This window comes from Paenibacillus sp. AK121 (genome assembly GCF_019042715.1).
Taxonomy (GTDB): domain Bacteria; phylum Bacillota; class Bacilli; order Paenibacillales; family Paenibacillaceae; genus Paenibacillus; species Paenibacillus polymyxa_C.
In genome coordinates, this window is the sequence record NZ_JAHPJM010000015.1 from 24,008 (window position 1) to 48,860 (window position 24,853).

General features: G+C 42.8%; 21 protein-coding genes. 11 read left to right on the forward strand and 10 right to left on the reverse strand.

Annotation, left to right across the window (positions count from 1 at the left end):
* Positions 1 to 16: 16 nt before the first annotated feature.
* The gene (locus KSP24_RS21615) at positions 17 to 751 is read right to left on the reverse strand and encodes a thioesterase II family protein (RefSeq protein WP_058712081.1); all 735 of its coding nucleotides are present in this window, start codon (positions 749 to 751) and stop codon (positions 17 to 19) included.
* A gap of 223 nt (positions 752 to 974) precedes the next feature.
* Between KSP24_RS21615 and KSP24_RS21620 the strand changes: the two genes are divergently transcribed.
* From KSP24_RS21620 to KSP24_RS21630, 3 genes are all read left to right on the forward strand, one after another.
* The gene (locus tag KSP24_RS21620) at positions 975 to 3,410 is read left to right on the forward strand and encodes a glycoside hydrolase family 94 protein (protein ID WP_216976641.1); all 2,436 of its coding nucleotides are present in this window, start codon (positions 975 to 977) and stop codon (positions 3,408 to 3,410) included.
* A gap of 96 nt (positions 3,411 to 3,506) precedes the next feature.
* Positions 3,507 to 4,631, forward strand: coding sequence for a GGDEF domain-containing protein (locus tag KSP24_RS21625; protein ID WP_013371099.1), 1,125 nt, complete (start codon positions 3,507 to 3,509; stop codon positions 4,629 to 4,631).
* A gap of 165 nt (positions 4,632 to 4,796) precedes the next feature.
* Entirely contained in the window at positions 4,797 to 5,315 is a 519-nt protein-coding gene (locus KSP24_RS21630; RefSeq protein ID WP_013371098.1) for an NAD(P)H-dependent oxidoreductase, read from the forward strand.
* A 94-nt stretch (positions 5,316 to 5,409) separates the two neighbouring features.
* Here KSP24_RS21630 and ectB read toward each other — a convergent pair whose 3' ends face one another.
* Entirely contained in the window at positions 5,410 to 6,672 is a 1,263-nt protein-coding gene (ectB, locus tag KSP24_RS21635; RefSeq protein WP_058712083.1) for a diaminobutyrate--2-oxoglutarate transaminase, read from the reverse strand.
* 555 nt (positions 6,673 to 7,227) lie between these two features.
* Between ectB and KSP24_RS21640 the strand changes: the two genes are divergently transcribed.
* Positions 7,228 to 7,920 carry a response regulator transcription factor gene (locus KSP24_RS21640; RefSeq protein WP_064963758.1) on the forward strand — a complete coding sequence of 231 codons (693 nt, stop codon included), beginning with the start codon at positions 7,228 to 7,230 and terminating at the stop codon, positions 7,918 to 7,920.
* Positions 7,921 to 7,925: 5 nt separating this feature from the next.
* On the opposite strand, the gene KSP24_RS21645 is transcribed toward KSP24_RS21640, so the two are convergent.
* The 5 genes from KSP24_RS21645 to KSP24_RS21665 form a co-directional block, all read right to left on the reverse strand.
* A complete protein-coding gene (locus KSP24_RS21645) occupies positions 7,926 to 10,487 on the reverse strand; it encodes a hybrid sensor histidine kinase/response regulator (protein ID WP_064963757.1) in 2,562 nt (853 codons plus the stop codon).
* A gap of 150 nt (positions 10,488 to 10,637) precedes the next feature.
* On the reverse strand, positions 10,638 to 12,638 hold the full coding sequence (locus KSP24_RS21650) for a methyl-accepting chemotaxis protein (RefSeq protein WP_216976643.1): 2,001 nt from the start codon (positions 12,636 to 12,638) through the stop codon (positions 10,638 to 10,640).
* Between the two features lie 392 nt (positions 12,639 to 13,030).
* Positions 13,031 to 15,106 carry a thioredoxin domain-containing protein gene (locus KSP24_RS21655; protein WP_216976645.1) on the reverse strand — a complete coding sequence of 692 codons (2,076 nt, stop codon included), beginning with the start codon at positions 15,104 to 15,106 and terminating at the stop codon, positions 13,031 to 13,033.
* Positions 15,107 to 15,308: 202 nt separating this feature from the next.
* Positions 15,309 to 16,313: an alpha/beta hydrolase fold domain-containing protein gene (locus tag KSP24_RS21660; RefSeq protein WP_216976647.1), complete on the reverse strand. Its 1,005-nt coding sequence runs from the start codon at positions 16,311 to 16,313 to the stop codon at positions 15,309 to 15,311.
* 360 nt (positions 16,314 to 16,673) lie between these two features.
* The gene (locus KSP24_RS21665; protein WP_013371091.1) at positions 16,674 to 16,943 is read right to left on the reverse strand and encodes a CD3324 family protein; all 270 of its coding nucleotides are present in this window, start codon (positions 16,941 to 16,943) and stop codon (positions 16,674 to 16,676) included.
* Between the two features lie 342 nt (positions 16,944 to 17,285).
* Between KSP24_RS21665 and KSP24_RS21670 the strand changes: the two genes are divergently transcribed.
* From KSP24_RS21670 to KSP24_RS21680, 3 genes are all read left to right on the forward strand, one after another.
* A complete protein-coding gene (locus tag KSP24_RS21670; RefSeq protein WP_216976649.1) occupies positions 17,286 to 18,032 on the forward strand; it encodes a TetR/AcrR family transcriptional regulator in 747 nt (248 codons plus the stop codon).
* Positions 18,033 to 18,058: 26 nt separating this feature from the next.
* Positions 18,059 to 18,805 carry a type I methionyl aminopeptidase gene (map, locus tag KSP24_RS21675; protein WP_013371089.1) on the forward strand — a complete coding sequence of 249 codons (747 nt, stop codon included), beginning with the start codon at positions 18,059 to 18,061 and terminating at the stop codon, positions 18,803 to 18,805.
* A gap of 243 nt (positions 18,806 to 19,048) precedes the next feature.
* The gene (locus tag KSP24_RS21680; protein ID WP_216976651.1) at positions 19,049 to 19,579 is read left to right on the forward strand and encodes a DUF4303 domain-containing protein; all 531 of its coding nucleotides are present in this window, start codon (positions 19,049 to 19,051) and stop codon (positions 19,577 to 19,579) included.
* Positions 19,580 to 19,732: 153 nt separating this feature from the next.
* On the opposite strand, the gene KSP24_RS21685 is transcribed toward KSP24_RS21680, so the two are convergent.
* Positions 19,733 to 20,443, reverse strand: a complete 711-nt coding sequence (locus tag KSP24_RS21685; protein WP_216976653.1) for an alpha/beta hydrolase — start codon at positions 20,441 to 20,443, stop codon at positions 19,733 to 19,735.
* A gap of 93 nt (positions 20,444 to 20,536) precedes the next feature.
* On the reverse strand, positions 20,537 to 21,262 hold the full coding sequence (locus KSP24_RS21690) for an RNA polymerase sigma factor (protein ID WP_216976655.1): 726 nt from the start codon (positions 21,260 to 21,262) through the stop codon (positions 20,537 to 20,539).
* 199 nt (positions 21,263 to 21,461) lie between these two features.
* On the opposite strand from KSP24_RS21690, the gene clpP reads away from it, so the two are divergent.
* From clpP to KSP24_RS21705, 3 genes are all read left to right on the forward strand, one after another.
* The gene (gene clpP / locus KSP24_RS21695; protein ID WP_216976657.1) at positions 21,462 to 22,046 is read left to right on the forward strand and encodes an ATP-dependent Clp endopeptidase proteolytic subunit ClpP; all 585 of its coding nucleotides are present in this window, start codon (positions 21,462 to 21,464) and stop codon (positions 22,044 to 22,046) included.
* Between the two features lie 61 nt (positions 22,047 to 22,107).
* Positions 22,108 to 22,314: a hypothetical protein gene (locus KSP24_RS21700; protein ID WP_043885946.1), complete on the forward strand. Its 207-nt coding sequence runs from the start codon at positions 22,108 to 22,110 to the stop codon at positions 22,312 to 22,314.
* A 46-nt stretch (positions 22,315 to 22,360) separates the two neighbouring features.
* On the forward strand, positions 22,361 to 23,026 hold the full coding sequence (locus tag KSP24_RS21705) for an MBL fold metallo-hydrolase (protein ID WP_216976658.1): 666 nt from the start codon (positions 22,361 to 22,363) through the stop codon (positions 23,024 to 23,026).
* A 274-nt stretch (positions 23,027 to 23,300) separates the two neighbouring features.
* On the opposite strand, the gene KSP24_RS21710 is transcribed toward KSP24_RS21705, so the two are convergent.
* Positions 23,301 to 23,591: a hypothetical protein gene (locus KSP24_RS21710; RefSeq protein WP_216976661.1), complete on the reverse strand. Its 291-nt coding sequence runs from the start codon at positions 23,589 to 23,591 to the stop codon at positions 23,301 to 23,303.
* A gap of 410 nt (positions 23,592 to 24,001) precedes the next feature.
* On the opposite strand from KSP24_RS21710, the gene KSP24_RS21715 reads away from it, so the two are divergent.
* On the forward strand, positions 24,002 to 24,571 hold the full coding sequence (locus KSP24_RS21715; RefSeq protein ID WP_254207934.1) for a class I SAM-dependent DNA methyltransferase: 570 nt from the start codon (positions 24,002 to 24,004) through the stop codon (positions 24,569 to 24,571).
* Positions 24,572 to 24,853 lie beyond the last annotated feature (282 nt).

The window sequence follows — 24,853 nt, forward strand, 5'->3', positions numbered from 1 at the left end:
AAAAATCACCTCTTTTTTAATTTTGTATTCTACTAGTCACTGTACTCAGCTCCAAAGACTCATTGATAATGTTTGTAATTCGTTCTACTTCATCATGAATAAAAAAGTGTCCTCCTTCAAAGGTAAACACACGAAATTGCTGATCCGTATGCTGTGCCCACGCCTCCGCATCTTGTAGGGTCACCGTGTTGTCGGTCAGTCCTGTCAGGGCGGTGATAGGGCAATGTAAAGGCGTATCTTTATCCATATACTTATACATCTCGACAGCTTTGAAATCTGCTCTTAATACTGGCATAAAATAGTCATACAATTCCTGATTGTCAAAAATGGCTTCCGAAAGCTGACCGTACCGTCGCAAATGTGTTCTAAATTGATCTGCGGGCAGATCATGTAACCACGGGACATTTCTCGGGACATGCGGTGCTCGTCCACCCGAAACAAATAGATGAGCCGGCTTCCCATATCTTCCGGCCACCAGCTTATAATACAGCTCGAACGCAATCATTGTTCCCATGCTGTGACCGTATATGGCATAAGGATCGCCAGGAACTAACTCTTGGCTGATTTGGTGCAGCAGATCCTCGCTCATCTCCTCAATGCTATCCTTTAGCGGTTCACCAGAACGAATACCTCTGCCCGCCAATTCCAAAGGGACAAGTTTAATCTGTGGGAGCAGCAGCTTTTTCCACTTGAAGCTGACTGATGCCGATCCACCTGCATACGGGATGAAAAATAATGTGATAGGTGCCATTCTTGCAACCTCCTGTCTTGCTAAATCCTAACTTTTTTAGTTTAGCACAAAAAGGTATATTTACCCATTTCAAATATTTTGCAAATTCGAAAAAGAAGGTTGACGAATTCAAGCACATTTTGTTTAAGGCAGGAAATGTCTTCTTTCAGGAAGAACTGCTGAATGTTTGAATATAATCATGTGTTGGGTCTTTTATTTTCCAATTTGAGAGGAGTCCTGCGCCATGAAGTATGGTTTCTTCGATGATGCCAACCAAGAATATGTTATCCACACCCCTCAAACCCCATATCCCTGGATAAATTATTTAGGTAATGAACGATTTTTTGGACTGATCTCCAATACAGGCGGCGGCTATGCATTTTACCGAGACGCTCGCTTACGTCGTTTAACACGTTATCGGTACAACAATATTCCTGTTGATAATGGCGGTCGCTATTTTTATATTTATGATGATGGAGATTATTGGACTCCGGGCTGGATGCCGGTTAAAAGAGAGTTGGAGCAGTATGAATGCCGTCATGGGCTTGGCTATACCTCAATTATGGGTGAACGCAGAGGTATTCGGGCTACTCAACTAGCTTTTGTGCCCCTTTCCTTTGACGGCGAGGTCCACCAGGTCAAGCTTCAGAACACATCGTTACAAACTAAAAAGATCAAACTCTTTTCATTCGTTGAATTTTGCCTGTGGAACGCCTATGACGATATGACCAATTTTCAGCGTAACTTGAACACAGGCGAAGTTGAAATACAGGATTCTGTCATTTATCACAAGACGGAATACCGCGAACGCCGCAATCACTATGCTTTTTTCTCTGCGAATCGTCCGCTGGCGGGCTATGATACAGACCGTGAAGCATTTTTGGGTCTCTACAATGGACTGGATCAGCCCCAAACCATCACCGCAGGGCAAGCGTCTAACTCGATAGCCAGCGGCTGGTCCCCTATCGGATCGCATTGCATTGAGATCACACTGGAGTCTGGCGAAGAAACAAGCTGTAACTTTGTACTCGGTTATGTGGAAAACCCAGAGGAAGAGAAATGGGAGTCTCCGGGTATTATTAACAAAAAACGGGCTCATGCCATGATCGCGCAGTTTGCGGATGAAACCGATGTGGAACGAGCATTGAGTGAGCTACGAAGTTATTGGAACGATCTGTTGTCCAAGTATACCCTTCAAAGTCATGACGACAAACTGAACCGAATGGTGAACATATGGAACCCATATCAATGTATGGTTACATTCAATTTGTCACGTTCGGCCTCGTATTTTGAATCCGGTATTGGACGTGGTATGGGTTTTCGGGATTCAAATCAAGACTTGCTCGGCTTCGTCCACCAAATACCGGAGCGGGCAAGGGAGCGGATTATCGACATTGCTTCTACTCAGTTTGAAAACGGCGGAGCATATCATCAGTACCAACCGTTGACCAAAAAAGGAAATCACGAGGTTGGCGGTGGCTTTAACGATGATCCGTTGTGGCTTATCGTCGGTACCTCAGCGTATATTAAAGAAACTGGAGACTTTGGCATTCTGGATGAACAAGTTCCCTTTGACGGCAATGTAGATCGTGCCGCTTCGCTGTTTGAACACTTGAAGCGTTCTTTTTACCATGTTGTAGACAATCTAGGTCCCCATGGTCTTCCGCTCATTGGCCGGGCTGACTGGAACGACTGTCTCAATCTCAACTGTTTTTCCGCTACACCAGATGAGTCCTATCAGACGACACAGAATTTGGAGGGCCGAATAGCCGAATCTGTGTTTATCGCCGGACTATTCGTATATACTGGGCCGGATTTTATTGAGCTTTGCAAGCGCAGAGGTTTGAATGAAGAAGCAGCCACAGCTCAAGCACATGTGGATCGTATGCGAACAGCCACATTGGAGCATGGGTTTGACGGGGAATGGTTCTTACGTGCGTACGACCATTATGGTAACAAAATAGGGAGCAAGGATTGTGAAGAAGGGCAAATTTTCATAGAACCTCAGGGCTTCTGTGTAATGGCAGGAATTGGCGTTAAAGAAGGTCTCGCTCATAAAGCTCTCGACTCTACACGTGATCGACTGGAAACTCCCTACGGCATTGTACTACAACATCCGCCTTATTCCCGCTACTATATGAACCTAGGTGAAATCTCTTCTTACCCTCCTGGCTACAAGGAAAATTCAGGTATTTTCTGTCACAATAACCCCTGGATTATGATGGCAGAAGCTGTCATAGGACGCGGGGATCGCGCTTTCGAGCTGTATAGCAAAATTGCTCCCGCTTATCTAGAGGACATCAGCGACATTCATCGTACCGAGCCATATGTGTATGCTCAAATGATCGCGGGTAAGGATGCGGTTCGTGAAGGTGAAGCCAAAAATTCCTGGCTGACAGGTACTGCGGCATGGAATTTTATAGCTATTACTCAATCCATCCTCGGTATTCAGCCGGAATGGGACGGTCTGCGTATTGATCCGTGCATCCCCAAATCTTGGGGAGAATTCACAGTCACCCGCGTCTTCCGTGGCGACACCTATGTGATTCATATCACGAATCCGCAACACGTCTCCAAAGGTGTAGCTACAGTTACCGTAGATGGCACTGTTCTAACGAATAATATTCTGCCGGTTGCAGGAGATGGAACTATTCACCAGGTAAAAGTGTTGCTGGGCTAAACGAGTTCATGCCCTTCAAAAAAATTAGCTTCAACTTCACCACATAGTATCTTATAATACGAGAATGGCTATAGATACATTAAGTGTGGTGACATCATGAACAAGACAAAACGGCTTACTCAAACCATGGATTACAGAACAAAGCAAGCCCGCTGGGTGCGCAAAATGTTATTACTTTACTGGATGATTATAACCGTACATTTTATCGTCCAGCTGGGCAGCTACTTATTCCTTGATTATCCCGCTTCGCCTTATGAATTTTACGTTGGGGTCCTTATTGTTCCCACACTAATCATGAGTGGATCCAACTTACTTGCAGAGCTGGCACATTTTAAATTTAGTAGGTATTCTTTCGCGATTCTATTTATGGCAAGCACCGTTATTTGTTGGATGATTATTCGCCTAAACTATGATATCCGGATTATTCCAGCGTTGTGCTTGTTGCCTATTTTTTCTTCGATTCTGTTTTTCAATCGTCGCTTGATATGGCTTTCTTTTGCACTGCAAGTGATCGTCTTTTTTCTATTGCTAGCAATAGATGGATCATTCCGCAGCTATTTGTCAGACTTTGATATCGTGGCGATTCCAACATTTTTAATTATGTCTACTTTTCTTGCCCTTATTATTCAGGCCAGCGGCCGCGATTTGTTAGTGGATTTATACAAGACAAAGCGCGCCCAGCAGGAATTAATGATCAGCAACGCGATTATCAGCAAAATGTCTATGACCGATGGTTTGACGAAGCTTTATAATCATTTGTCTTTTCAAAACTTTTATGAAAAAGCACTCGAATATGCCGAACAAGGAGCGATCATCCATCTGGCGTTAGTGGATATTGATAATTTCAAGAAGATCAATGACACTTACGGACATCAGTTTGGAGATAAAATTTTGGAAGGCATCTCGCAAATCATCACAGAGCAAATTACAGCGAATGACATTCCGGCCCGCTATGGCGGCGAGGAGTTTGCTATTTTAATGTTCGAGCATACTTTTGAGGAAGCTTATCAGATTGTGGAGAACATTCGGCGTGAAGTGGAGAAAATGACCTTTCAGGAGAAAATGCAAATCGTTTCTGTAACCGTAAGCATTGGATTAAAAAGCTATACCGAGGATATGAACAAAGACAAAGATGTATTTTTTCAGGAGACAGACGACTATCTGTATCAAGCCAAGCGCTCCGGTAAAAATAAAATTGTTGCTCTTGACCATATCGCTTAATGTAAAAAATGCATTTAATGCAACTCCGGCATAGATTGTCGGAGTTTTTTGTATGTAGAACTCAAAATTGAGAAGAGTTGACAATTTTGTGGGTTGAATCTAAAATCGTTACATGCGTAATGGTTATTTACTTACGAAAAATAAGCTTTGAGGAGATGGTTTTACATGTCAACACTCGTTATTGTTGTTCATCCTGATCTTGCGGAATCTCGTATTAACAAAAGATGGATGCAAGAACTCAAGAAGCAATCCAGCGTGACCGTTCACAACCTGTATGAAGTATATCCGGATGAGCAAATCAACGTTGCCCATGAGCAGAAACTGCTAGAGCAGCATGATCGTATCGTTCTGCAATTCCCCTTTTACTGGTATAGCAGTCCTCCCCTGCTGAAAAAATGGCTGGATAAGGTTTTAACTTACGGGTGGGCTTATGGAAGCGAAGGTGGCAAGCTACAGGGCAAAGAGTTGTTGATCGCCTTGTCCGCTGCCAGCGTGGAGGAAAACTATCAACATGGCGGACGAAACAGATACACGATCGAAGAACTGTTGAGACCTTTTGAAGCTACAGGCCATATGATTGGTGTTAAATTGCTTCCTTATTTCGTGCAGTATGGTGCCGCAACTTTGACAGATGAGCAGTTGGAGCAATCTGCACTAAAATACGCGCAGGCGGTTATTTCTTAATTTTCACAAAAAACCCCTTGGAAGGTGGCACACACCTGCTTACCTTACAGCAGACGGCTGCTCCAACCAAGGGGTTTTGCTAATGGAATTACATTTACAGCGTAACCAAGTTACTGGTTATCTGTGCCATGCTTTCTTTAATAATGTTGCAACCCTTGCTCAAGTTCTCCATACTTATCGTTAATGCAGGCATAATTTTGAGCACCGTATCGTTACGCCCAGCTCGCTCAATAATAAGTCCCTTACTAAAGCAGAGAGTTGCTACCTCCTTGGCGAAGGCTTCTCCCAGATGGGTCACATCAATTCCCCAGATCAGTCCCAAGCCGCGAATTTCAATGAGTGGATCAATCTTTTGGATATGTTCACGCAAGAACTGCTGAACAAAAGCCTCTTTTTCCTTCACTTGTGCTTCTAGCCCTACCGTGTCTCTGAACTCCAGCGCTGCCTTGGCTCCGACAAACGCTAGCTGATTCCCACGGAAAGTGCCGTTATGTTCACCTGGACTCCAAATGTCCAGTTCTGGCTTAAGTAGCAACAAAGACATTGGCAGACCGTATCCACTGATCGACTTGGACAAGACAACCATATCAGGAACAATTCCTGCTCGCTCAAACGAGAAGAACGAACCAACTCGGCCGCAACCGACCTGAATATCATCAACAATGAGCAAAATATCGTGATCATCGCACAGCTGTCGCAACTCACGCAGCCATTCGTTATCTGCGATATTAATACCACCCTCAGCCTGTACCGTTTCCAAAATAATCGCAGCAGGCTTTTCCACACCAGAATGAGTGTCTGTTAAAAGCTGTTCCATGTACAAAATCGTATCCATTCCGTTAAACGTGCTGTTATAAGGTATAAAGGTAACATTATTCAGTGGGACTCCTGCGCTCTCTCGCATGGAATTGTTGCTGGTAATAGATAAACTACCCAGCGACATACCGTGGAAACCGCCCATAAAAGCAAAAACGCCATTTCTTTTTTTCACCTTACGCGCAAGTTTCAGTGCTGCTTCCACCGCATTGGTTCCCGTTGGCCCGCAAAATTGAAGCTTATAATTCAAGCCCTTAGGCTGGAGAATACGCTCGGAAAAAGACTCCATAAACTCTTGCTTGGCCGTGGTGTACATATCCAGACCATGCATGATCCGATCGGAGGTTAAATAATCTAGTAACCGGTTTTTCATAAAGTCATTATTATGCCCGTAATTTAGAGCCCCTGCTCCGGCAAAAAAGTCAATATATCCCTCTCCTGCCTCCGTGTACAAAACATCATTTTTCGCTTTGTTGAAAACAACTGGAAAACTTCTGCAATAGGATCTTACATTGGACTCCAGTGTTTCGAATGTGTTCATAATAATTCGTCCTCCCGCTGACCTGATTTTTGAAAAACACAAGCATGGAAAGCAAAAAAATGCAAAAGAGTGTAAATATGTAATCTAAAATGAGTAGACAGTCTGAACTCACAATGGGATATCCACACCACAAAATCATGAGTACGATCACAAGAACATATAGAGTACAAAAGAATACAGAGATGCATATTAAGAGCAGATAAATGGAAGATTAATATAGTGGGTTTTTCTAAGGGGTCTGTCAGAGGATGTCAACTCCTATGTAATAAAATACCATAATTTTCTTTAAAGTCAATGCATGTTTCTGAGATCTTTTGTTAATTTTTTGTAATTTAAGGTTATGTTCTTGCAGTATATTGTTAAATAGATATGAAAAATGTCGTATTATAGTGATAAATCTCAAAAAAAGTACATTTTCATATCAAATAGATATATATCAAAACTGTCTGGCTACTGGGTTTCCAGAGTAAAACTGAGTTTTTGACAGACTGTCCAAAGGAGTTTACTCTATCAAAAGAACTTGCTAAAATTTAAAAATAGATAAGGAAACATATCATGTCTAATGTTTTGATTATTGAAGATGATAATATGCTGGGTGACACTCTCTCCTTATATTTAACAGGGGAAGGCTACAACGTTACTCGAGTGGAACTAGCAACTGAGGGAATTGCCCTACTCGATAAAGAACAGCCCGATATTATTCTGCTAGATCTGTTGCTTCCAGATTTGGATGGCGTGAATCCCTGCCCGCTGATACGCAAGCATACGGACGTGCCAATCATCGTGATTTCGACAGAAAACAACATTTCAGAGCGCATTCGTACACTTACGTTGGGAGCAGATGATTATATTTGCAAGCCTTTTAGTATGCAGGAGCTCAAAGCAAGGATCGAGGCTCTTTTCCGTCGGATTAAAATCACACGCTTGCAAGGAAGAAAAATTTCACCTGAAGCTGAACCTGAAAACGGCATTTCTTTGGATCTGGCGAGAAGAATGGTTATCGTTAATGGCCAGATGGTAGAGATGACCTATTCGGAATTTGAGCTGATGAAGCTTTTTTATTCGAACCGAGGAATTGTATTTAGTAGATATGCCTTGATTCAGGCTCTCCGTGGCACAGACTCCTTTATTAATGAGAGGGCAGTGGACGTACATATTAACCATTTACGCAGAAAAATCGAAAAAGACCCCAAGAAACCACAATTGATTAAGACCATCTGGGGAATCGGCTACAAATTTATGCAATAACACAGTTAGATCCAGGGAATGGATGATTTAATTTGATTAATCTCCTTTTGAACTATACTCAGTTGCTCTCTCCAGTCTGGATACAGTTCTCCCCCTGAGGTTTCATTGCTGCGCTTCAATGCTTTCTCCAACTTTATCACCTTTGCCAGCAGCTCAGTCGCACACAGATTCCCCGTTCCTCCCTTCAGCGAGTGAATTAATCGAAGAGCAGAGGATAACTGACCATTATCCATTTTTCTCACAACTCTCTTATCAAGATACTGGTATTCCTGTATCCATTTATGTAGGGCAAATTGAAAAATATACACCTTGCCATCCATACTGGCTATCGCCTTCTCCGCGTGAATGCCATGTAATTCTTGCAGCCACGCTAAATGGATCCAGCTATTTAATATTCTTGTTGCGGTCAATTTATGTACAGGCTTGAGCAGTACGTCATTAATGCCTGCACGAAGACAAATTTCCTGTTGAGTCTGCACAGCATCCGCGGTAAAAGCGATAACGGGGAGTCTGTTAAAAGCCCTGTTTCTTCGAATATGTCTGGCCGTCTCAAAACCATCCATTTCCGGCATATGTAGATCAAGCAGCACCATATCCCAGGAACATCGCTCCAGTAACTCTATTACTTCTCTTCCATTTGTGACTATCGTTACCTCAAAACCGCGCTCTGCCAAAAACTCGGTTATCACTACTTGGCTAATCTCGTTATCCTCCGCTATGAGGATTTGATACTTTTGTGTTGAGACCCCTACTTCATATTGCAAATTCATGGTTGCAACAACTTCCAGACTATGATGATCTACCGACACTGACTTTTCCTGCTCGTGGCTAAAGCGGAGCACCTCCAGAAGAGCGTTCCGAGTTACTGGCTTAGACAAAAAGGCATCCACCCCATGTTCTGTAGCTTCAGCGGCTACTTCTTCCAACTGGAACACGGTTGTAAGCCCAATGACCTGAGTCATTTGCTTATCCAGTATATGAAACCAATGCCTCCATGATTCAAGTTCTCTAAAGCCTTCCATCCCCATATCAATCATAACAAAATCAAAATGTTCGCCCTTTTGAAAAGCATCTGCATATTCCTGAAAGGATGAAACGGTGAGTGTTTGTAGTCCCAAATCTTGCAGTAATTCGTTTAGGCTGTGGCTCACCAGTTTATGCTGTGCAATGATTAAGGCTTTGCCGTTTGGTTTCTCTAGCTGCGTGCTTCTTGCATTTAAATCCCCGATATCCAACTCCACATTAAAGTAAAATTGACTATACTCTCCTAAACAGCTCTTTACTTCTACGCTACCGCCCATAGCTTCAGCCAATTGCTTGCTAATAGCCAAACCCAGCCCGGAACCCCCATATCTGTGGGTTGATGTACTCACTTGGGTAAAAGGGACAAATAGCTTGTCCATTTCCGTCTTGGAAATGCCTATGCCCGTATCTTCTACCATAAAAGTGACACTCACTCGTCCGTCCTGCTGGCCTACCATTTTTACCTGTAACAAAACATGCCCTTGATCCGTGAATTTAATGGCGTTGGTCATAAGATTTAAAAGTACTTGCTCCATTCGAAGCGGGTCTCCCTTGAAGCTTTTCGGCAATTCCGGGTCTGTTATAAAAACGACCTCTATTTCTTTATGTTCCAGCAAAGTCCCAATAGTATCTGCGAGATGCCGAAGCATGTTTTCCAACTCAAATTCGACCCTTTCCAGTTCCAGCTTACAAGCCTCTATCTTGGAAAAATCCAATACATTATTGAGCATGTCTAAAAGAGTACGCGAGGAGGCGAGCAGCTTGTGGAGGTAATCTTTTTGAACGTCAGTCAGTTGAGTCTTACTCAACAGTTTTGAGAGCCCGATGATGCCATTCAGCGGCGTTCGAATTTCGTGGCTCATATGAGCTAGAAAAATGCTTTTTGCATGGTTAGATTCACTCATCTCCTTTCTTTTCTGCTCGGAAGCTTTATACTCCGTAATATCCAATACATGACCGATGACATATCTGGTGAACCCGTCGACCCTGACAGGATGCAAGGTAATTAAAGCTAAATATTCCCAAAACTCCAATTCAAATACGGTCCGATCCCCGAACCAAGCCTGTTTGTAGTATTCGGTAAGCTGCTCCAGTGTTTCAGAGGAAAGCTCCAAAATATCCCCAATACGCTTCACATGCTCCCATTTATTGAAATTGACTTGCAGATTCAGATCCATACGCTCCAGCAATTCACCATCAAGCAGCATATAATAAAATTCATCACCCCTTTTCTCCAGCCTGAAGGTAAAGCCAGGTTGAACTCGAAGTAAAGTTAGCAGATCATGATTTTTGTCCAACAATCGCTGTCCATATGTATAATTGGTGGGGGTTAGGGCCTGCCCAAACAGAGTCATGAACAATAGACCAATCCCTATTTCCAACACACAGGTCAGCAGTGTTCTATCACTTATGCCAAAATAAAAGAACAGAATTCCTGCCAGTCCATAAAATACGCCTGTGATCGCCTGACGAATGAGCTGACGCTGAAAAATCAAAACTAACAATAATATCACGATCGTATATAGCAATAAATCTCGAACCAAGTGTTCGTCCTCCTTGTAATCTCTCATATGTTGCCAGAAGCTGTATCGGAAATATAAAAAAACTCAGGACAGATTCCTTATGCCATAAGGCTTAAAGAACTGTCCCGAGCATTCATTGTACTATAGATTCCATAAGGTTCAAGCTCGTATTTAATATTTGAAACGACTGACCATCACCTTCAAATCAGCAGCCATATTGGAAAGCAACTGAGCAGAAGCCGAAATTTCCTCCATAGAAGCCAATTGCTCTTGTGAGGAGGCGGCAACTTCTTCAGATGTGGCGGCATTACCGGTTGCAATCGTCGCTAGCTCACTGGCTGTTGCTGCAATCTCTTGTACACTAGCTGATATTTGCTGGGCAATCGAGGCAACATCATCTATCTGAGGCGTAGTCTCCCGAATGCCTTCCATCGCATGATTCAGCTTCACAATGGTCTCTTTGGAAATCTGTAGTCCGTCCTTCACCTCAGTCGTGACCCTATCCATCGTTTCCACCGTAGTTTCGGTTTCATGCTGAATTTCGCCAATCAAGTTGGCAATCTGGGTGGCAGAACTCTGAGACTGTTCTGCCAGCTTGCGCACCTCATCCGCAACGATGGCAAAGCCTTTACCATGATCACCTGCTCTGGCAGCCTCAATAGCTGCATTCAAGGCCAACAGGTTCGTCTGATTGGAGATATCGCCAATGACCTTCGTAATTTCTCCAATTTCATGAGAGCGGGCTTGCAAGGTCTGAATCATCCGGTTGGAACGCTCTACTGACTGGTGAATGGAATTCATCTGCTCGCCTGTCTGCTCCACAGATTTTCGTCCTTCCTCAGCTTGCAAGGCAGAACGTCTGGCCAATTCCGCTACTGAAGTCGAGCGTTCAGCAATTCGGGTGATTCCTTGTGCTATTTCATCCAGTGCAACCGAATTATTTTCCAGCCCCGTAGTCTGCTTCTCCGCACCGCTAGCAATTTCTTGCACAGCCTGGGATACCTGCTCACTTGCAGCGCTGGTTTGTTCCGCACTTATCGTCAGCTCATTCGAAGAAAGAGCGACGTGATCCGCACTGTTTCCTACGTTCTGAATAACGGATCGCAAGTTGTGCTGCATATTCTGAAAAGCTGCTCCTAATTCTCCAATCTCATCCTTGCTCATGACTTGAATGTCCTGTGTCAGATCTCCTGCGCTCACATTTACCGCCTGTTCTTTAAGCTTTAAAATCGGTTTGATGATGGAACGGATTAGGAAATAAACAATAATAACACCAATCACAAGACAACCGACAATAGTAAGCAAAGTGCTGAACAAAATCGGCTGAGCTGCTTCATCAACTTCAGATAAATATAGCGTTCCGCCTATCTTCCAGCCTGTCAGCTTATTGGTCGCATAGTTCATATACTTGGGCTGACCTTCATATTTATATTCGTATTCACCTGTGTCGCTCTGAAACATGCGTGATTCAATATCTGTAATTTTGGCGCCTGCTGCCTTCGTTGGATGAACAATGTAAGTATGGTTGCTATCCAGCAATATGGCATAACCTTCATGACCTACTTTAATATTGTTCAATGTCTCTTTAATACCACTAATTTTCAGGTCAATACCAATAACACCGGATCCATCTGTCGTTGCTCTCGACACCGTAACCGTCATCTGCTTTGAGTCTGCCGAAAGATAAGGTGAACTAATCGCTGTCTTTGTATTTCCCTTTATCGCTTCATCATACCAAGGTCTAATACGTGGATCATAATTATCTGGTAATTGCTTTGGTGGATAGGTTGTAAGTTTAGCGTCTTTCGTACCATAATAGATGGATTCTGCTTCTGGGTGAAGTGCAGCATATTGCTTAAACAACTCTTTCAGTTTAGCCGCTTGTTCCTCGGTCTCTACCCGATTGCCTTTTAGTCTTTCTGCAAAATATTCTGCATCATGTAGCTTGGGTTCAATAGTACTATCAATAATAAAATTAGTACGAATTATAGCCTGCTCGGCACTTTCTTCGATCTGGTTTCGAATCTGCTGACTAGCGCTCTCAAACGAAAGAGCCCCCACAATCATGGATGGTATGATCAGAAAGGCAATAAAGGCCACCATTAGCTTTGTTTTAAAATTTTTGCTGAGTACCCTTGTTATCTTCCATTTTTCCCCTGAAAACTTCTTCATTACTTAGCATCTCCATTTCATCGCCTGAATTTCGTAACCTATGGTGAGCCGCTTCGTCTTGTCTATGATGGCAGTCACCCGACAGATTCCCTTTCACGTTTTTTCACATCTCCTGCTGAAATGCTTGGATATAAAAAGATATAAACACGCTAAATGAATAGGTATATGTACTTATTTTTGAACACCACAAGGCTAAACGGAACCGGTTCTTTGATATAATATACCTAAAAATTATTAAAAAAAATGCAATGTAGATGTTAAGAAAATGTTAGTTTCACTACACTATACCTACCTCTTTACATAAAATAATCCCCTTGAAGGTGGCACACATAAGGTCATTGATCGAAAATCACCATATGCTCCACCCGCAAGGGGATTAAATTCGCTTTATTCTATTCTATTCTATCCAGCATAGCCTTAAGGTCGTCGATATGGGTGACAGGTGCCTGACAGGCAAAATGTTCACACACATATACGGCTGGTTTGCCATCCACAAGATCGTAATCATGGATATAAGGAGCTATTTCTGCAATCTCTGGCTGTCCTTTATCCTTAAAAATAACAACCATATTTGGCCTAAAACCAGCTTGAACCTCCTGAACGAACTGGGCAGTCTGCGGATCATTCCTTTGACCTACAATGACAATCTCACTCGTCTTTCCCGTCGCATACAACAACGCGCTGAGCAGCGCTGAGTGGCCTGAGGGGTAATGAGCAACCATCCCGCCAAAAGCCTTAAACTGCTTGGCAGCATAGTCTTCCAATCGAGTTTCCCCCGTTAGCCGCGCAAGTCGCACAAAATTATGGGCCGCAATGCTGTTACCCGACGGAATCGCACCATCATAAATTTCTTTGGGTCTGGATATCAATTGTTCGCTATCTGATCCGGTAAAGAATAACCCGTCCCGTCCTTCATCCCAAAACAGATCAATCATATTCTGATTAAGCGTCAGTGCCCGCTGCAGATATTGTACATCGAAGGTCGCCTGGTACAACTCAATCAAACCCCACACATAAAAAGCATAATCATCTACGTAGCCGAGGTAAGCTGCCTGACCATCCCGATACCGTGCCAATAGGCGTCCGTCTTCCCGTCTCAAATGGTTCCACAAGAACGTCTCTGCCTTTCGAGCTTGCTCTGTATATCTGGTATCTCCAAAAGCTTGCCCCGCCTTGGCCAAAGCAGCAATCATCAACCCGTTCCACGAGGTCAAAATCTTGTCATCCTTCTGAGGATGAACCCGCTGCTCCCTGGCAGTAAATAGCTTGGCCTTTAGCTCACTGACCCGCTGCTCCAGTTCTGGCTCGGTCAAGTCATGCTTGTTCCCGTAGGCTTCTAAATTGATATCAATCAGGTTTGGAATGTTGTGACCTTCAAAATTACCGTAAGGTGTGATTCCGTACAAGTCGTTGAAAAAAGAGGCATCCTCATCGCCCAGTACAGCCTTTATCTCAGAGTCGCTCCAGACGTAAAATCTCCCCTCTTCTCCTTCAGAATCCGCGTCCTCTGCTGAATAAAAGGCACCTCCTGCATCCGTCATGTCTCTTGCGATATATGTAAAAATTTGTTCAGTGATCTGTCGGTACAGTCTTTTGCCTGTCATCTGCCAAGCTTCTGTATACGTGATGGCCAACAAAGCGTTATCATACAGCATTTTTTCAAAATGCGGCACCAACCATTTCTCGTCCACTGAGTACCTTGAGAATCCCATGCCTACATGGTCGTAGATTCCGCCCCGTGACATCGCATCCAGCGTCTTCTCTACCATTTCCAGTGCCTGCTGGTTCCCCGTATGTTGTGCATATCGCAGCAGAAAAGACAAGTTATGTGGAGAAGGAAACTTCGGTGCTTCTCCGAAGCCACCATATTCATGATCGAAGGTGTGACTGTATTCATGATAAGCTTTATTCAAGCATTGATCATCCAGTTCTCCGCGATAACCAGCAAGCAAGTTCTGTCGTTCATGCTCGGTAAGTACCTGCTCACTCAGCTCCATCAGCTCATCCGGCTGTTCTTTCCATCGGATTCCCACCTTACCCAGCAACTCCAAAAGTCCGACACGCCCAAACTTCTGCTCCTTTGGCAAATACGTACCCGCAAAAAAAGGCTTCTGATCCGGCGTCATCATAATCGTCAGCGGCCAGCCCCCATGCCCCGTCATCGTCTCACAGATGGACATATAAATATGATCCACGTCCGGACGTTCCTCTCGATCCACTTTAATGGATACGTAATCCTGATTTAATACCTCAGCTACCTCTTGATCCTCAAAAGATTCTCTCTCCATCACATGACACCAATGACAAGTCGAATAGCCAATCGACAAGAAAATTGGCTTGTTATCACGCTTGGCAATTTCAAAAGCCTCATCTGACCAAGGGAACCAGTTTACCGGATTGTAAGCATGTTGTAATAGGTACGGTGATTTTTCCTTGGCTAATCTATTCGGTTTGCTGCTCGTTGACATGGGGCATCACCACTTCCATAGTTGGATTTTATGCTTGGTATTATTTTACCCTAAATGGGTGGTAAAAGTCGGAAGAGTAGAAAAAATATAATGACTCTCAACCGAATCTATCAATAAATTATGTGTTCAGGTCATAAGTAGGTATGAAAAAGCACTGATGGATATTCTCCAACAGTGCTTTGTTTACTGCAATCGTACCTTATTAGCGTTTAGTATTATACTCATTAGAATTTGTATCAAATATCTTCAGAGCTTTCAGTAAGGCGTATTCACTTGTTCTAGCTCCTTCTTTTGAAAAATGCGCATTTGGAAAAGCGGGAGACATATGATGGTACCCGGGATAGACATGTAATTCCACTAAGACACCATCAAATACCAGTTGTTTAGCAAAAAATAAGGCTTCATCAATGAATAAATCAACGGTACCTATATTTATATAAGTCGGTGGCAACCCGGCCCAAGACTTGGCACGGGCCGGCACATAATATTCACTTACCTCCTCGGAACCCGGTTCAACCCCCAATACAGATTTCCAGCCAAAATAATTGCTTTGTTTTGTCCAAATAAACTCTCCTGCGTATGGATGCTCCGGTGCGATACTTGTGCGGTCATCTAGCATTGGCCTCATTAATCTTAGATGATGGATTTCGAATTCCTTTTGATCACGAATGTACAAAGCTAAGCCAGCCGCCAAACCGCCACCAGCGCTACTGCCCCCGACGGCAACTTTCTCAGTATCTATCCCTAACTCTTCCGCATGTTCAATACACCATTTTAGGCCCGAATAACAATCCTGTAACTGACTTGGCTGTACATGCTCTGGCGCTAGGCGATAGTACACAGATACACAACAGAAACCATGTTCTGCAGCAAGAGCTGCATTAGCAGGACGATCCACGACTGGACTTCCTAAGACCATCCCGCCTCCATGTATCGAATAATATAGAGGCATCTTATTATGCTTTGATTGTTTGGGCTTAATGATTTCTATTTGAATATCTGGACCGTTAAAATAACTTGGCACAACCCTTTTTTCCAATGTAACAGGGAACATCTGTGTTACATCTAATTGTTGCATCATTTGAGATTGGTTTTTACGTGATTCCATTAGTGTAGATTTGGTAAGGTCGGTTGTTGGTATTAAATCAACTGCACTGATAATTTCTGGATCAATCAGATGTCTGCTTCTACTTTTTTGCGCCCCCATAAATCTTCCCCACTTTCTTGTTTCAACGATAATGAATCAACACATGTTTCCCTTCATTTATTCAGAATCGGCACCGTTCCAAATCCGTTGTTGCTGTCGTTTATATTCATATTTTAAAGATTAAAATAAGCTCTATAAATGAAAACAACGAGTTAGAATCATTTTTGACATAAAAATAATAAATGTAAAAATGAAGTACAGCCTTTGAAATAGAAATTGAAATGCAAAAAAGTATTTGGGAATCTGGATGAGGCCAAAATTAAATTCATTGACGCGAGTATAGTACCACGCCACTTTGTAAATTAGGTATTATTTATGTTCACTTAATTGAATATCGATCGATATTCACCAGTGTATCCCCTACTTTTTATGTGAATACACAATTTTCTTAATGGTTTCGGTAGAAAGGAAAAACTCCTTAGCTAATTGCTCGATACTGCTGCGATTTTGAAAAGCATTTCTGATTTCGGTATTTCGCTGTTCAAGCAACCTTCTCCCGCCACTCAAACTGCCCCAATTCATATACTCCGTTTTTGGTTTAGGAATATACAGAGTCTCTCCTTGAACATATTTTTGAATTTCCGTAATTAGTTTTTGAGGTAAAACTTTTGTAGCATTCGTATATCTCAATTTTGCTCGCTCCTTATTTTGATTCTTTTTAAAATAAGGTGCAAAGCCAAAAATATTAAAAAAGCTTATTCAGCGTTAAAAAATTGTTTCGCCCCATACAAAGTAACGCTTTCCTAATAATTGGCTTTGCATGAGTGTAAGAAGTCACAGACAATCCCAATAGATTCTCCATCAGTAGGCACCCCCTTTTACTTCGCAAGTATAGCATAACTCTACTCACCTGATCTTCATCCGTTTACGAGGTGTTGCCGGGACGTTTGTTTGCTCACTCTTGTTATTCGCAAGCTAATGTTTTATATTGACATAATAGTAGGTCAAAAATAAAAGAGGTGAACGGACAAGATGTCTCCACGAACAAAGGAACAAAACGAAGAGATCCGGCTGCGGCGTCTGGCGCAAATCCGGAAAGCCGCTGCCGATGTGTTTTTGAATAAAGGGCCTTTACTGGAAATCCGCGATGTCGCCGTGCAGGCAGGACTCGGCTATGGCACGGTATACCATTATTACAGCAATAAGGGCAATTTGCTCCACGATCTGCTATGGGACGCATTGGAGCGGGCCGGGGGATGGCTGGAGACCCCGCTTGAGGCTCAACCGAAAGCCCCGCCCGCTTCGGCTTCGGAGAAGATGCCGGCAGGCGGGCATTTCGGCTTGGCTGCGGCGGCGGACACCGGGAACTCGGCTGTCGCGGATTCCCAAAGCGGAAGCCGCGAAACGGCCGCTGCCACAGAGCTTGGCCCCGTCGCCGCCGCTGGCGTCCGGCTGCTGCAGCTTTGGGCGGAGGACCACGCCCTGTACCTGCTGCATAAGTTGGCCGGTGAGGGCTTTGCCTCGCTGCCTGAAGGGCGCTCGGCCCCGCTCTCGGCCGCCTTTCGCCGGGAAGTGCTCGCGCCACTTGCCGCGCTGCTGGAAACCGATCGTGCGGCGGACGGGACTACCGCTTCCGGCGGAAACGCGGCGGAGCCGCCGTATCGGCTACAGCGCACGGAAATGCTACTGGCTGCCTTGGTCGGCTGCGCCTCGCTTTCGCTTCGCCGAGGAAAGCTGCACGAGGAGGCCAGAGATATCGTCCGTTTTTTAAAATTATAGAATTAATAAGGAGCGAATAGACAAAGATGATCATTTTAAAATCACCCAGGGAAATCGAAGAGATGAAACCGGCGAGCCAAATCGTTGCGGACTGCTACCGCGAGGTGGTTAAACTGATCGAGCCTGGGATCACCACCCGGGAAATCAATGACTTTGTTGCCAGACATATCACCAAGCTGGGCGGCAAGCAGTTTACAAAAGGATACAACGGTTTCCCCGCCGAAACCTGCATTTCTGTCAACGATGTGGTGGCCCACGGCATTCCTTCGAACCAGGTGCTTATGGACGGCGACTTGCTGAAGCTCGACATCGTTGTGGAATACGGCGGATGGTTCGGCGATTCGTGCTGGTGCTATGCGGTGGGCAATATCCGGCCGGAGGCGCAAAAATTAATGAGGGTGACAAAGGAATGCTTGGATCTGGGGATCGCCCGAGCACTCCCCGGAGGACGGCTCGGCGACATAACTTCGGCGATTCAACAGCATGCGGAAGCAAATGGTTTTTCGGTCGTACGCGATCTGCTCGCGCACGGGATCGGGCGGAGCCTGCACGAGGAGCCGAGCTACGAGCATATCGGCGTAGCTGGCAAAGGCACTCGGTTAAAGGAAGGCATGGTGTTTACGATTGAACCAATGATCAACGAAGGTACGTTCCGTATCACGATCGACGACGATCAGTGGACGGCGAGAACGGCCGACGGCAAGTTGTCGGCGCAATATGAGCATACGATTGCAGTTACGCAGGACGGCCCACTGATTTTAACGGCCCAGTAAGAATAAAGACGAACGCCTATCTTGCATATATTTTTTTCATTGTAAATCTTGCTATTGGCTGAGCAACCAATAGCTCAATCCAAAATGCTACACCAAAATTTCTAAACCAACTGCTGGAAAGGTTCTAGGCTTATTTGTTTCGTACCAATCCAAGTTCCTATAATTGTGGTAGGCTACACGAGTCGTGCTAATAATAGTAAAGTATAATCAAGCATAAAACTCATAAAGGAGTATATGAACCAGATGAGCAATTTTCTGAGTGAATTTGAGGAAAGATTTAGAGCAGGATTTTTGGAAGATCTCAAAAGCATACTGGAAGAAGTGAAGGATGAAAAAGTTTACGCTTGCGCGTTTGGCACAGACAGCGATTTTGTCACCTTGTTTCTAGCTGTTAATACGGAGGAATCACTTGTTAGACATATCACAAACATGAAAGCCCAAGACCTGTGCAACAGCAAGGAAGATGAAATTTATTACAGATGGGGATTAAGCGAATATCAATATGGCGATACAGCACACCTCAATCATATTAGCAAATTTCTGTATGCAACCGACAATGTGTTGGACTATAAAGATGAAATGATAAAAATTATAGCCAAGGTAGTTAAAGAAACCGACGATGTACTTTTTACTCAATTCGGCCAATCCAAAGAAGATATTATTTTTTTCGTGTCCATGACAGATGATGATATGGCCGAGGAACTGGAAGATCAGTCTGTAATTCAGATGACAAATGCCAAATTAGTTGATGGCTTCTTGCATCGTTATCAATAATACTAAATCATTCTCTTTCTCATGGTTTAACTTTTTTCCAATCTCAAACACTCACTTACCAGCTACTTATTTGTAACCTTTTGAAGATAAATACGGCGCTGGAAGGTACGTTAAATGGGAAGCAGCGAGATCAACTCCTTGCTTCCCATATGCTTATTTTGCGGTTAAATGTTCTTTCAACCACTGTCTATAAAACTGTAGTTGCTCTTTGGTGTGAAAATAATGCTTTCCACGTTCCATCACTTTTAGCTGGCAATGAAATCGGCTTGCAAACGTAGATATGACGTCATATTCACACAAGTCATCTTCAGAGCCATAAAGTATGGCAGTTGGCTTATTCCATGTATCAATTGGATGCGATTTAACATAGCAGTAATAATCCCAATAAAGTGTTTGCCCAATGGGTGTAGATATTTCTTTTTCAACTTTTAATCTATCCTCACTTACACTGAACCATGTCATCATATTTTTCATTATTCTCTCCATATCTAGCACTGGAGAAAGAAACAGACATTGTTTTAGTGGGAGATGATGATAAGCAAGTAAACTAAAATACGCACCCATGCTACAAGCGAAAATACTAATTTCATGCCATTGCTTTTGTGTGTAACGCATGATGATGTCAAGATCATGAACACAATTTTGAACTTTACAGACGTAGGTTTCTTCTTTGCGGTCACCATGTTCAGGCAAATCAAAACTAATGACTTGATACCCTTGTGCCGTTGCTTCTTCTGCAAATATAACGATCACATCATCTGCCTTGTTTGACATATTACCGTGGATAGCTATAAATATCTTATCTGATTCACCACCCCACAAAATTGCCGGAATGCCCTCGATTTTCAATTTTTGCTTTATCATTACTTTATCCTCGCTTAAAACAGCTTGTTGTTGTCTTCCTTATGAAAATATTCTTTGTGATTCTATCCTATGATACTACGATGGTAAGAAAAACTACGCCGCCATCATACTTATGGTATCGAAATTCGCTTGTTTTGCTGAGACGTGACTCCAGAGCAACTTATTATTGACGATACTGATCATAACTTCTGGTTCTATTACATCCTGGTAGGAAAGCATAACCAAAGTTGCAATATCTCCCATCTGATATGCAGCCGTTAATGCCCTTAGAAAAGTTTTCGATTTTTCACTTTCTGATAAGGATAATTCGCCTTTTAAGAGTTCCTCCTGAACTGCTCCTAGCGATTTTCGTGCCCGATGAAGTGCAACTTTTACCGCTCCCTCCGTTGTTTCAAGCATGTCGGATGTCTCACGAATCGAATATCCAAACACATCTCGCAGCAAAAAAACAGTTCTCTGAAGCGGAGATAAATGATTCATTAAGGACTGCAACGCGATCTCGATTTCAAAAGATCCATGATCCGGTACAGTTACTTTCGCTTGTTCCCTATTCAATATTCGAGTGTAGACTGCTTTTCTCCGTATATCATCAATCCAGGTGTTTTTAGCAATCCGCATCAACAGTGCCTTGGGATTTGTATGCTCGAATTTATTTAACTTTCCTAATGCTTTTACCCAAGTGTCCTGCGCCAATTCTTCCGCATCCCAATTTGATTTCGTAAGCGACAGACAGTAACTTTTCAGGACCGCCTGTAATTCATCAAAGTTGTGGATGTTCACTGAATTGTCTGTCATCTGTACAGAATCTTCTATGTTCATAGGCCTTCTCCTCTACGGTCATATTCTGCCCTCTGCTAAAGCAAAGCCATTTGCTACCTTCATTGTAAACGAACAAGGGGTTATAGAAGTTACACCATATACGCAAATCATTTTTCCCATTAAAACTCCGTATCTTTTTACGGTCTCGGTTCGTTTACAAGAAGAAATCAACTGAACCAAGAAAATGGGGGTATGAAAAATGAGTGTTTATGTTCCTTATGTTGTGGAGCAAACTGCTCAAGGTGAAAGATCGTACGATATCTATTCCAGATTGTTAAAGGATCGTATTGTATTTGTAGGGGCAACCATCGACGATCAATTGGCTAACAGTATTATTGCTCAATTGTTGTTCCTGGCGGCAGAAGATCCGGAAAAAGATATTTACATGTATATCAACAGCCCAGGTGGCTCTACTTCCGCAGGATTTGCCATTTATGATACGATGCAGTACATCAAACCCGAGGTGCATACGATATGTACGGGATTTGCTGCTTCGTTTGGCGCCATCCTCTTGCTGGCTGGTGCCAAAGGAAAACGTTCTGCACTGCCGAACAGTGAAATTATGATCCATCAGCCGCACGGCGGCGCACAAGGCCAGGCCAGCGATATTGCGATCAGCGCAAAACGAATTTTATGGACTCGTGAAAAGGCAACCCGTATCACAGCTGAACGGACCGGGCAATCTTTTGAAAAAGTCGAAAAAGATATGGACCGGGATTTTTACATGTCCGCACAGGAGGCACTCGAATATGGTGTTATTAATCAAGTGATAACTTCTTTGTAGAGTATGTTCAAGATTTCAATGATCCGGCAAGAAACTTCAAGAAAACAAACGAGGTGATATCATGTTAGCAAGCTTACAAGGTAAGGAAGTAACTATTCATTTTATAGATGGGACAAATGTATGCGACGGAATATTGGATCAGATTGACGACAAGTTCGTAAAATACCTTACGCAATATCAGACATTTGTTATTCCTATTACATCTATTCGCACCGTATCCATTGACATTAAGGAACGGCAACGCCACAGAGTTGGATTCGCCCCTTGAACCTATTTTCATGGGTGGTAATTTCGTTTTACGGAGGCCCGATATTATGGAAATTTCACAGGGAGTAGAAATGCTTCAGCTAGATTTTCGTGGGCATAGGATTCACCCCATTCTTTTGTGGGATCAAGAAATGGCTGTTTTAATAGATACAGGATTCCCTGGACAAATTGAAGAGTTACGCATGGCTATGGAAAAGGTAGGCGTATCGTTCGACAAACTAAAAGCTGTGATTTTGACACATCAGGATGTGGATCATATAGGTTGTCTTCCTGAGATTTTGCAGGAGTGTGGCAACAATATTAAAGCATATGCACATGAGCTGGATAAGCCATATATTCAGGGGGAGATCCCTCTTTTCAAAGATAGTCACCTTGAGAATCCTCCAAAGGGCCAAGTGGATGCTACCTTAATAGACGGTCAGGAGCTGCCGTTTTGCGGAACAATTCGAGTCATCCATACTCCTGGACATACCCCTGGTCATATCAGCCTTTATTTAAAGCAAAGTAAGATTCTCATTGCCGGGGATTCGATGTACAGTGAAAACGGGATTCTCAGAGGAATTCATGCTCCGACCACACCGGATATGAATGCAGCTTGTCTCTCATTGAAAAAGTACTTAGGTCTCGACATTGCATCGGTGGTTTGTTATCACGGGGGATTAAGTAATGTAGATATACATGATCAGATATTAGGACTTACCCAAGAATTATAAAGTTACAGTTTAACAGTATTTACTAAAGAAACGGAGGGTGAGCAACACTGCGAAGCAGGCCACAGGGAGTTAGCATTTAATGAAACGAAGAAGTTCATATAACAAAGATGGATAAACACTAAAAGTATTTCACATAAAAAAATTCAGAGTATTGTTAATGCTGATATTGCATAAATATTTAAATCAATTATGTATAATGTATGGTTTCCCCAAAAGGGGAAACCGCCTTTTTACGAAAGTATTGACCAAAACATGCATAGTGTTAATTTCTCTATTAATCTTCCAAACTATAAATACTTGCCCCCACTTGAACAAGATCAGGAGATACTAACTTACCAATACATATGCCAATATTTTTCCTTTCAGCCATTGAAGTTGAAATTTGAATAGAGCTAACGTTTAATACCGTCTCATTTTGATCTGTATTTTTAATAAGAATTTTATTTCCTATGATTTTTTTTATCTCTGGGTAGGTTAAATGATCCAATTCTTTGTTTGTTCCTACTATGATTGTTCCTTCATCTTTTAACTCAAAAGCCAAACTAACATCCATTATATTTTTCATATTTCAAACTATCTCCTTTTATCTCTCTTCAATATAAAGCTCTCCCTTTACATCACGTATACGCAAATCAGCACTTTTTAATCGGGTTATGGCATCCCTCAGTAGTGTCATTCCTTTCTATTGATGGTAAATCGGGAGCGAACTTTTCGGCTCTTATACTAGAGCGTGTCTTCAAACTATAAAACTATGATTTCAGTCAAGATAATGGTAAACCTTTCATATGAAAAGACGATAAGATTGCCTCATCCGATCTGCTAAATTAGCGGCTTAATTTGATTTAAAAATGCTGGCTCGTCAGTACGTTTTCGTAGAACTTCATCAAGGTTTCTATATATCGCAAGACCGATAAATAAACGGTGCAATGAAGGATGATTTAAATAAATCTGCATTGTGTGAAGGGATGATTTGTATTGATAGATCACGATAATCTTGAAGAGTATCGAGACCCGATTAATTATGATCTTGAATTTGGTGGCGAGACTAATAAATACAATTTCTATCTTGATATTGCTAGATTGAATCCAGGCGAAGTTTGGGAACTTGCATGTGGTACAGGATTAACAACCATTCATTTATCAAAATCGGGGATACATATAACAGGTCTTGATATTTATTCATCGATGCTTGAATATGCGCGGGTTAAAGCTCAAGGTTTGCCTGTGGATTTTATTGAAGCTGATGCTCGTACACTCGATTTCGAAAAGCGTTTTCCCATGATATATTTGGCAGGAAATGCATTCCAGGCATTTTTGAGGGAGGAGGATCAACGAGCCTTATTCGAAACCGTCTACAAGCACCTAGAGCCAAATGGGTTGTTTGTTTTTGAAACACGAACCCCCTTGGGAACCGATTTATCCAACCAAGAGGAAAGTATCTGGGGAAAATTTATCGATAAGGATGGAATTAAAGTCAAGGTATCTGGGACACAGTCGTATGATTCAAGTAACCAGATCATGCACTGGGTCACGTTCCATGATTGATTGCATGTCGCTTTACTGATAATGACACGCTTCAGCGTTTATTAATGAGCCACGGCTTTTGTATCGAAAATCAATATTCTGACTGGGATAAAACACCGTTCTCCTTCCATTATTAGCATTTATCGAAAAAAACATGGAGCCTAGAACGAATAATCCCGGAATGTTCATCCCAAGTGTTCGCCGACCGCGCGTATGCTATCCATGCTATTCGCATGTTTTTGAAGGAACAACAGGCTATTCCGATGATTCCCGGAAAGAAAATTCGCTAATTCATCCTAAAAT

Coding starts and splice junctions, on each gene's coding strand:
- KSP24_RS21650 (WP_216976643.1), bottom strand. CDS start 12,638: ATGAAGAAGTTTTCAGGGGAAAAATGGAAGATAACAAGGGTACTCAGC.
- KSP24_RS21670 (WP_216976649.1), top strand. CDS start 17,286: ATGTCTCCACGAACAAAGGAACAAAACGAAGAGATCCGGCTGCGGCGT.
- KSP24_RS21710 (WP_216976661.1), bottom strand. CDS start 23,591: ATGAAAAATATAATGGATGTTAGTTTGGCTTTTGAGTTAAAAGATGAA.
- ectB (WP_058712083.1), bottom strand. CDS start 6,672: ATGAACACATTCGAAACACTGGAGTCCAATGTAAGATCCTATTGCAGA.
- clpP (WP_216976657.1), top strand. CDS start 21,462: ATGAGTGTTTATGTTCCTTATGTTGTGGAGCAAACTGCTCAAGGTGAA.
- KSP24_RS21680 (WP_216976651.1), top strand. CDS start 19,049: ATGAGCAATTTTCTGAGTGAATTTGAGGAAAGATTTAGAGCAGGATTT.
- KSP24_RS21700 (WP_043885946.1), top strand. CDS start 22,108: ATGTTAGCAAGCTTACAAGGTAAGGAAGTAACTATTCATTTTATAGAT.
- KSP24_RS21705 (WP_216976658.1), top strand. CDS start 22,361: ATGGAAATTTCACAGGGAGTAGAAATGCTTCAGCTAGATTTTCGTGGG.
- KSP24_RS21615 (WP_058712081.1), bottom strand. CDS start 751: ATGGCACCTATCACATTATTTTTCATCCCGTATGCAGGTGGATCGGCA.
- KSP24_RS21655 (WP_216976645.1), bottom strand. CDS start 15,106: ATGTCAACGAGCAGCAAACCGAATAGATTAGCCAAGGAAAAATCACCG.
- KSP24_RS21620 (WP_216976641.1), top strand. CDS start 975: ATGAAGTATGGTTTCTTCGATGATGCCAACCAAGAATATGTTATCCAC.
- KSP24_RS21690 (WP_216976655.1), bottom strand. CDS start 21,262: ATGAACATAGAAGATTCTGTACAGATGACAGACAATTCAGTGAACATC.
- KSP24_RS21630 (WP_013371098.1), top strand. CDS start 4,797: ATGTCAACACTCGTTATTGTTGTTCATCCTGATCTTGCGGAATCTCGT.
- KSP24_RS21660 (WP_216976647.1), bottom strand. CDS start 16,313: ATGGGGGCGCAAAAAAGTAGAAGCAGACATCTGATTGATCCAGAAATT.
- map (WP_013371089.1), top strand. CDS start 18,059: ATGATCATTTTAAAATCACCCAGGGAAATCGAAGAGATGAAACCGGCG.
- KSP24_RS21640 (WP_064963758.1), top strand. CDS start 7,228: ATGTCTAATGTTTTGATTATTGAAGATGATAATATGCTGGGTGACACT.
- KSP24_RS21685 (WP_216976653.1), bottom strand. CDS start 20,443: ATGATAAAGCAAAAATTGAAAATCGAGGGCATTCCGGCAATTTTGTGG.
- KSP24_RS21625 (WP_013371099.1), top strand. CDS start 3,507: ATGAACAAGACAAAACGGCTTACTCAAACCATGGATTACAGAACAAAG.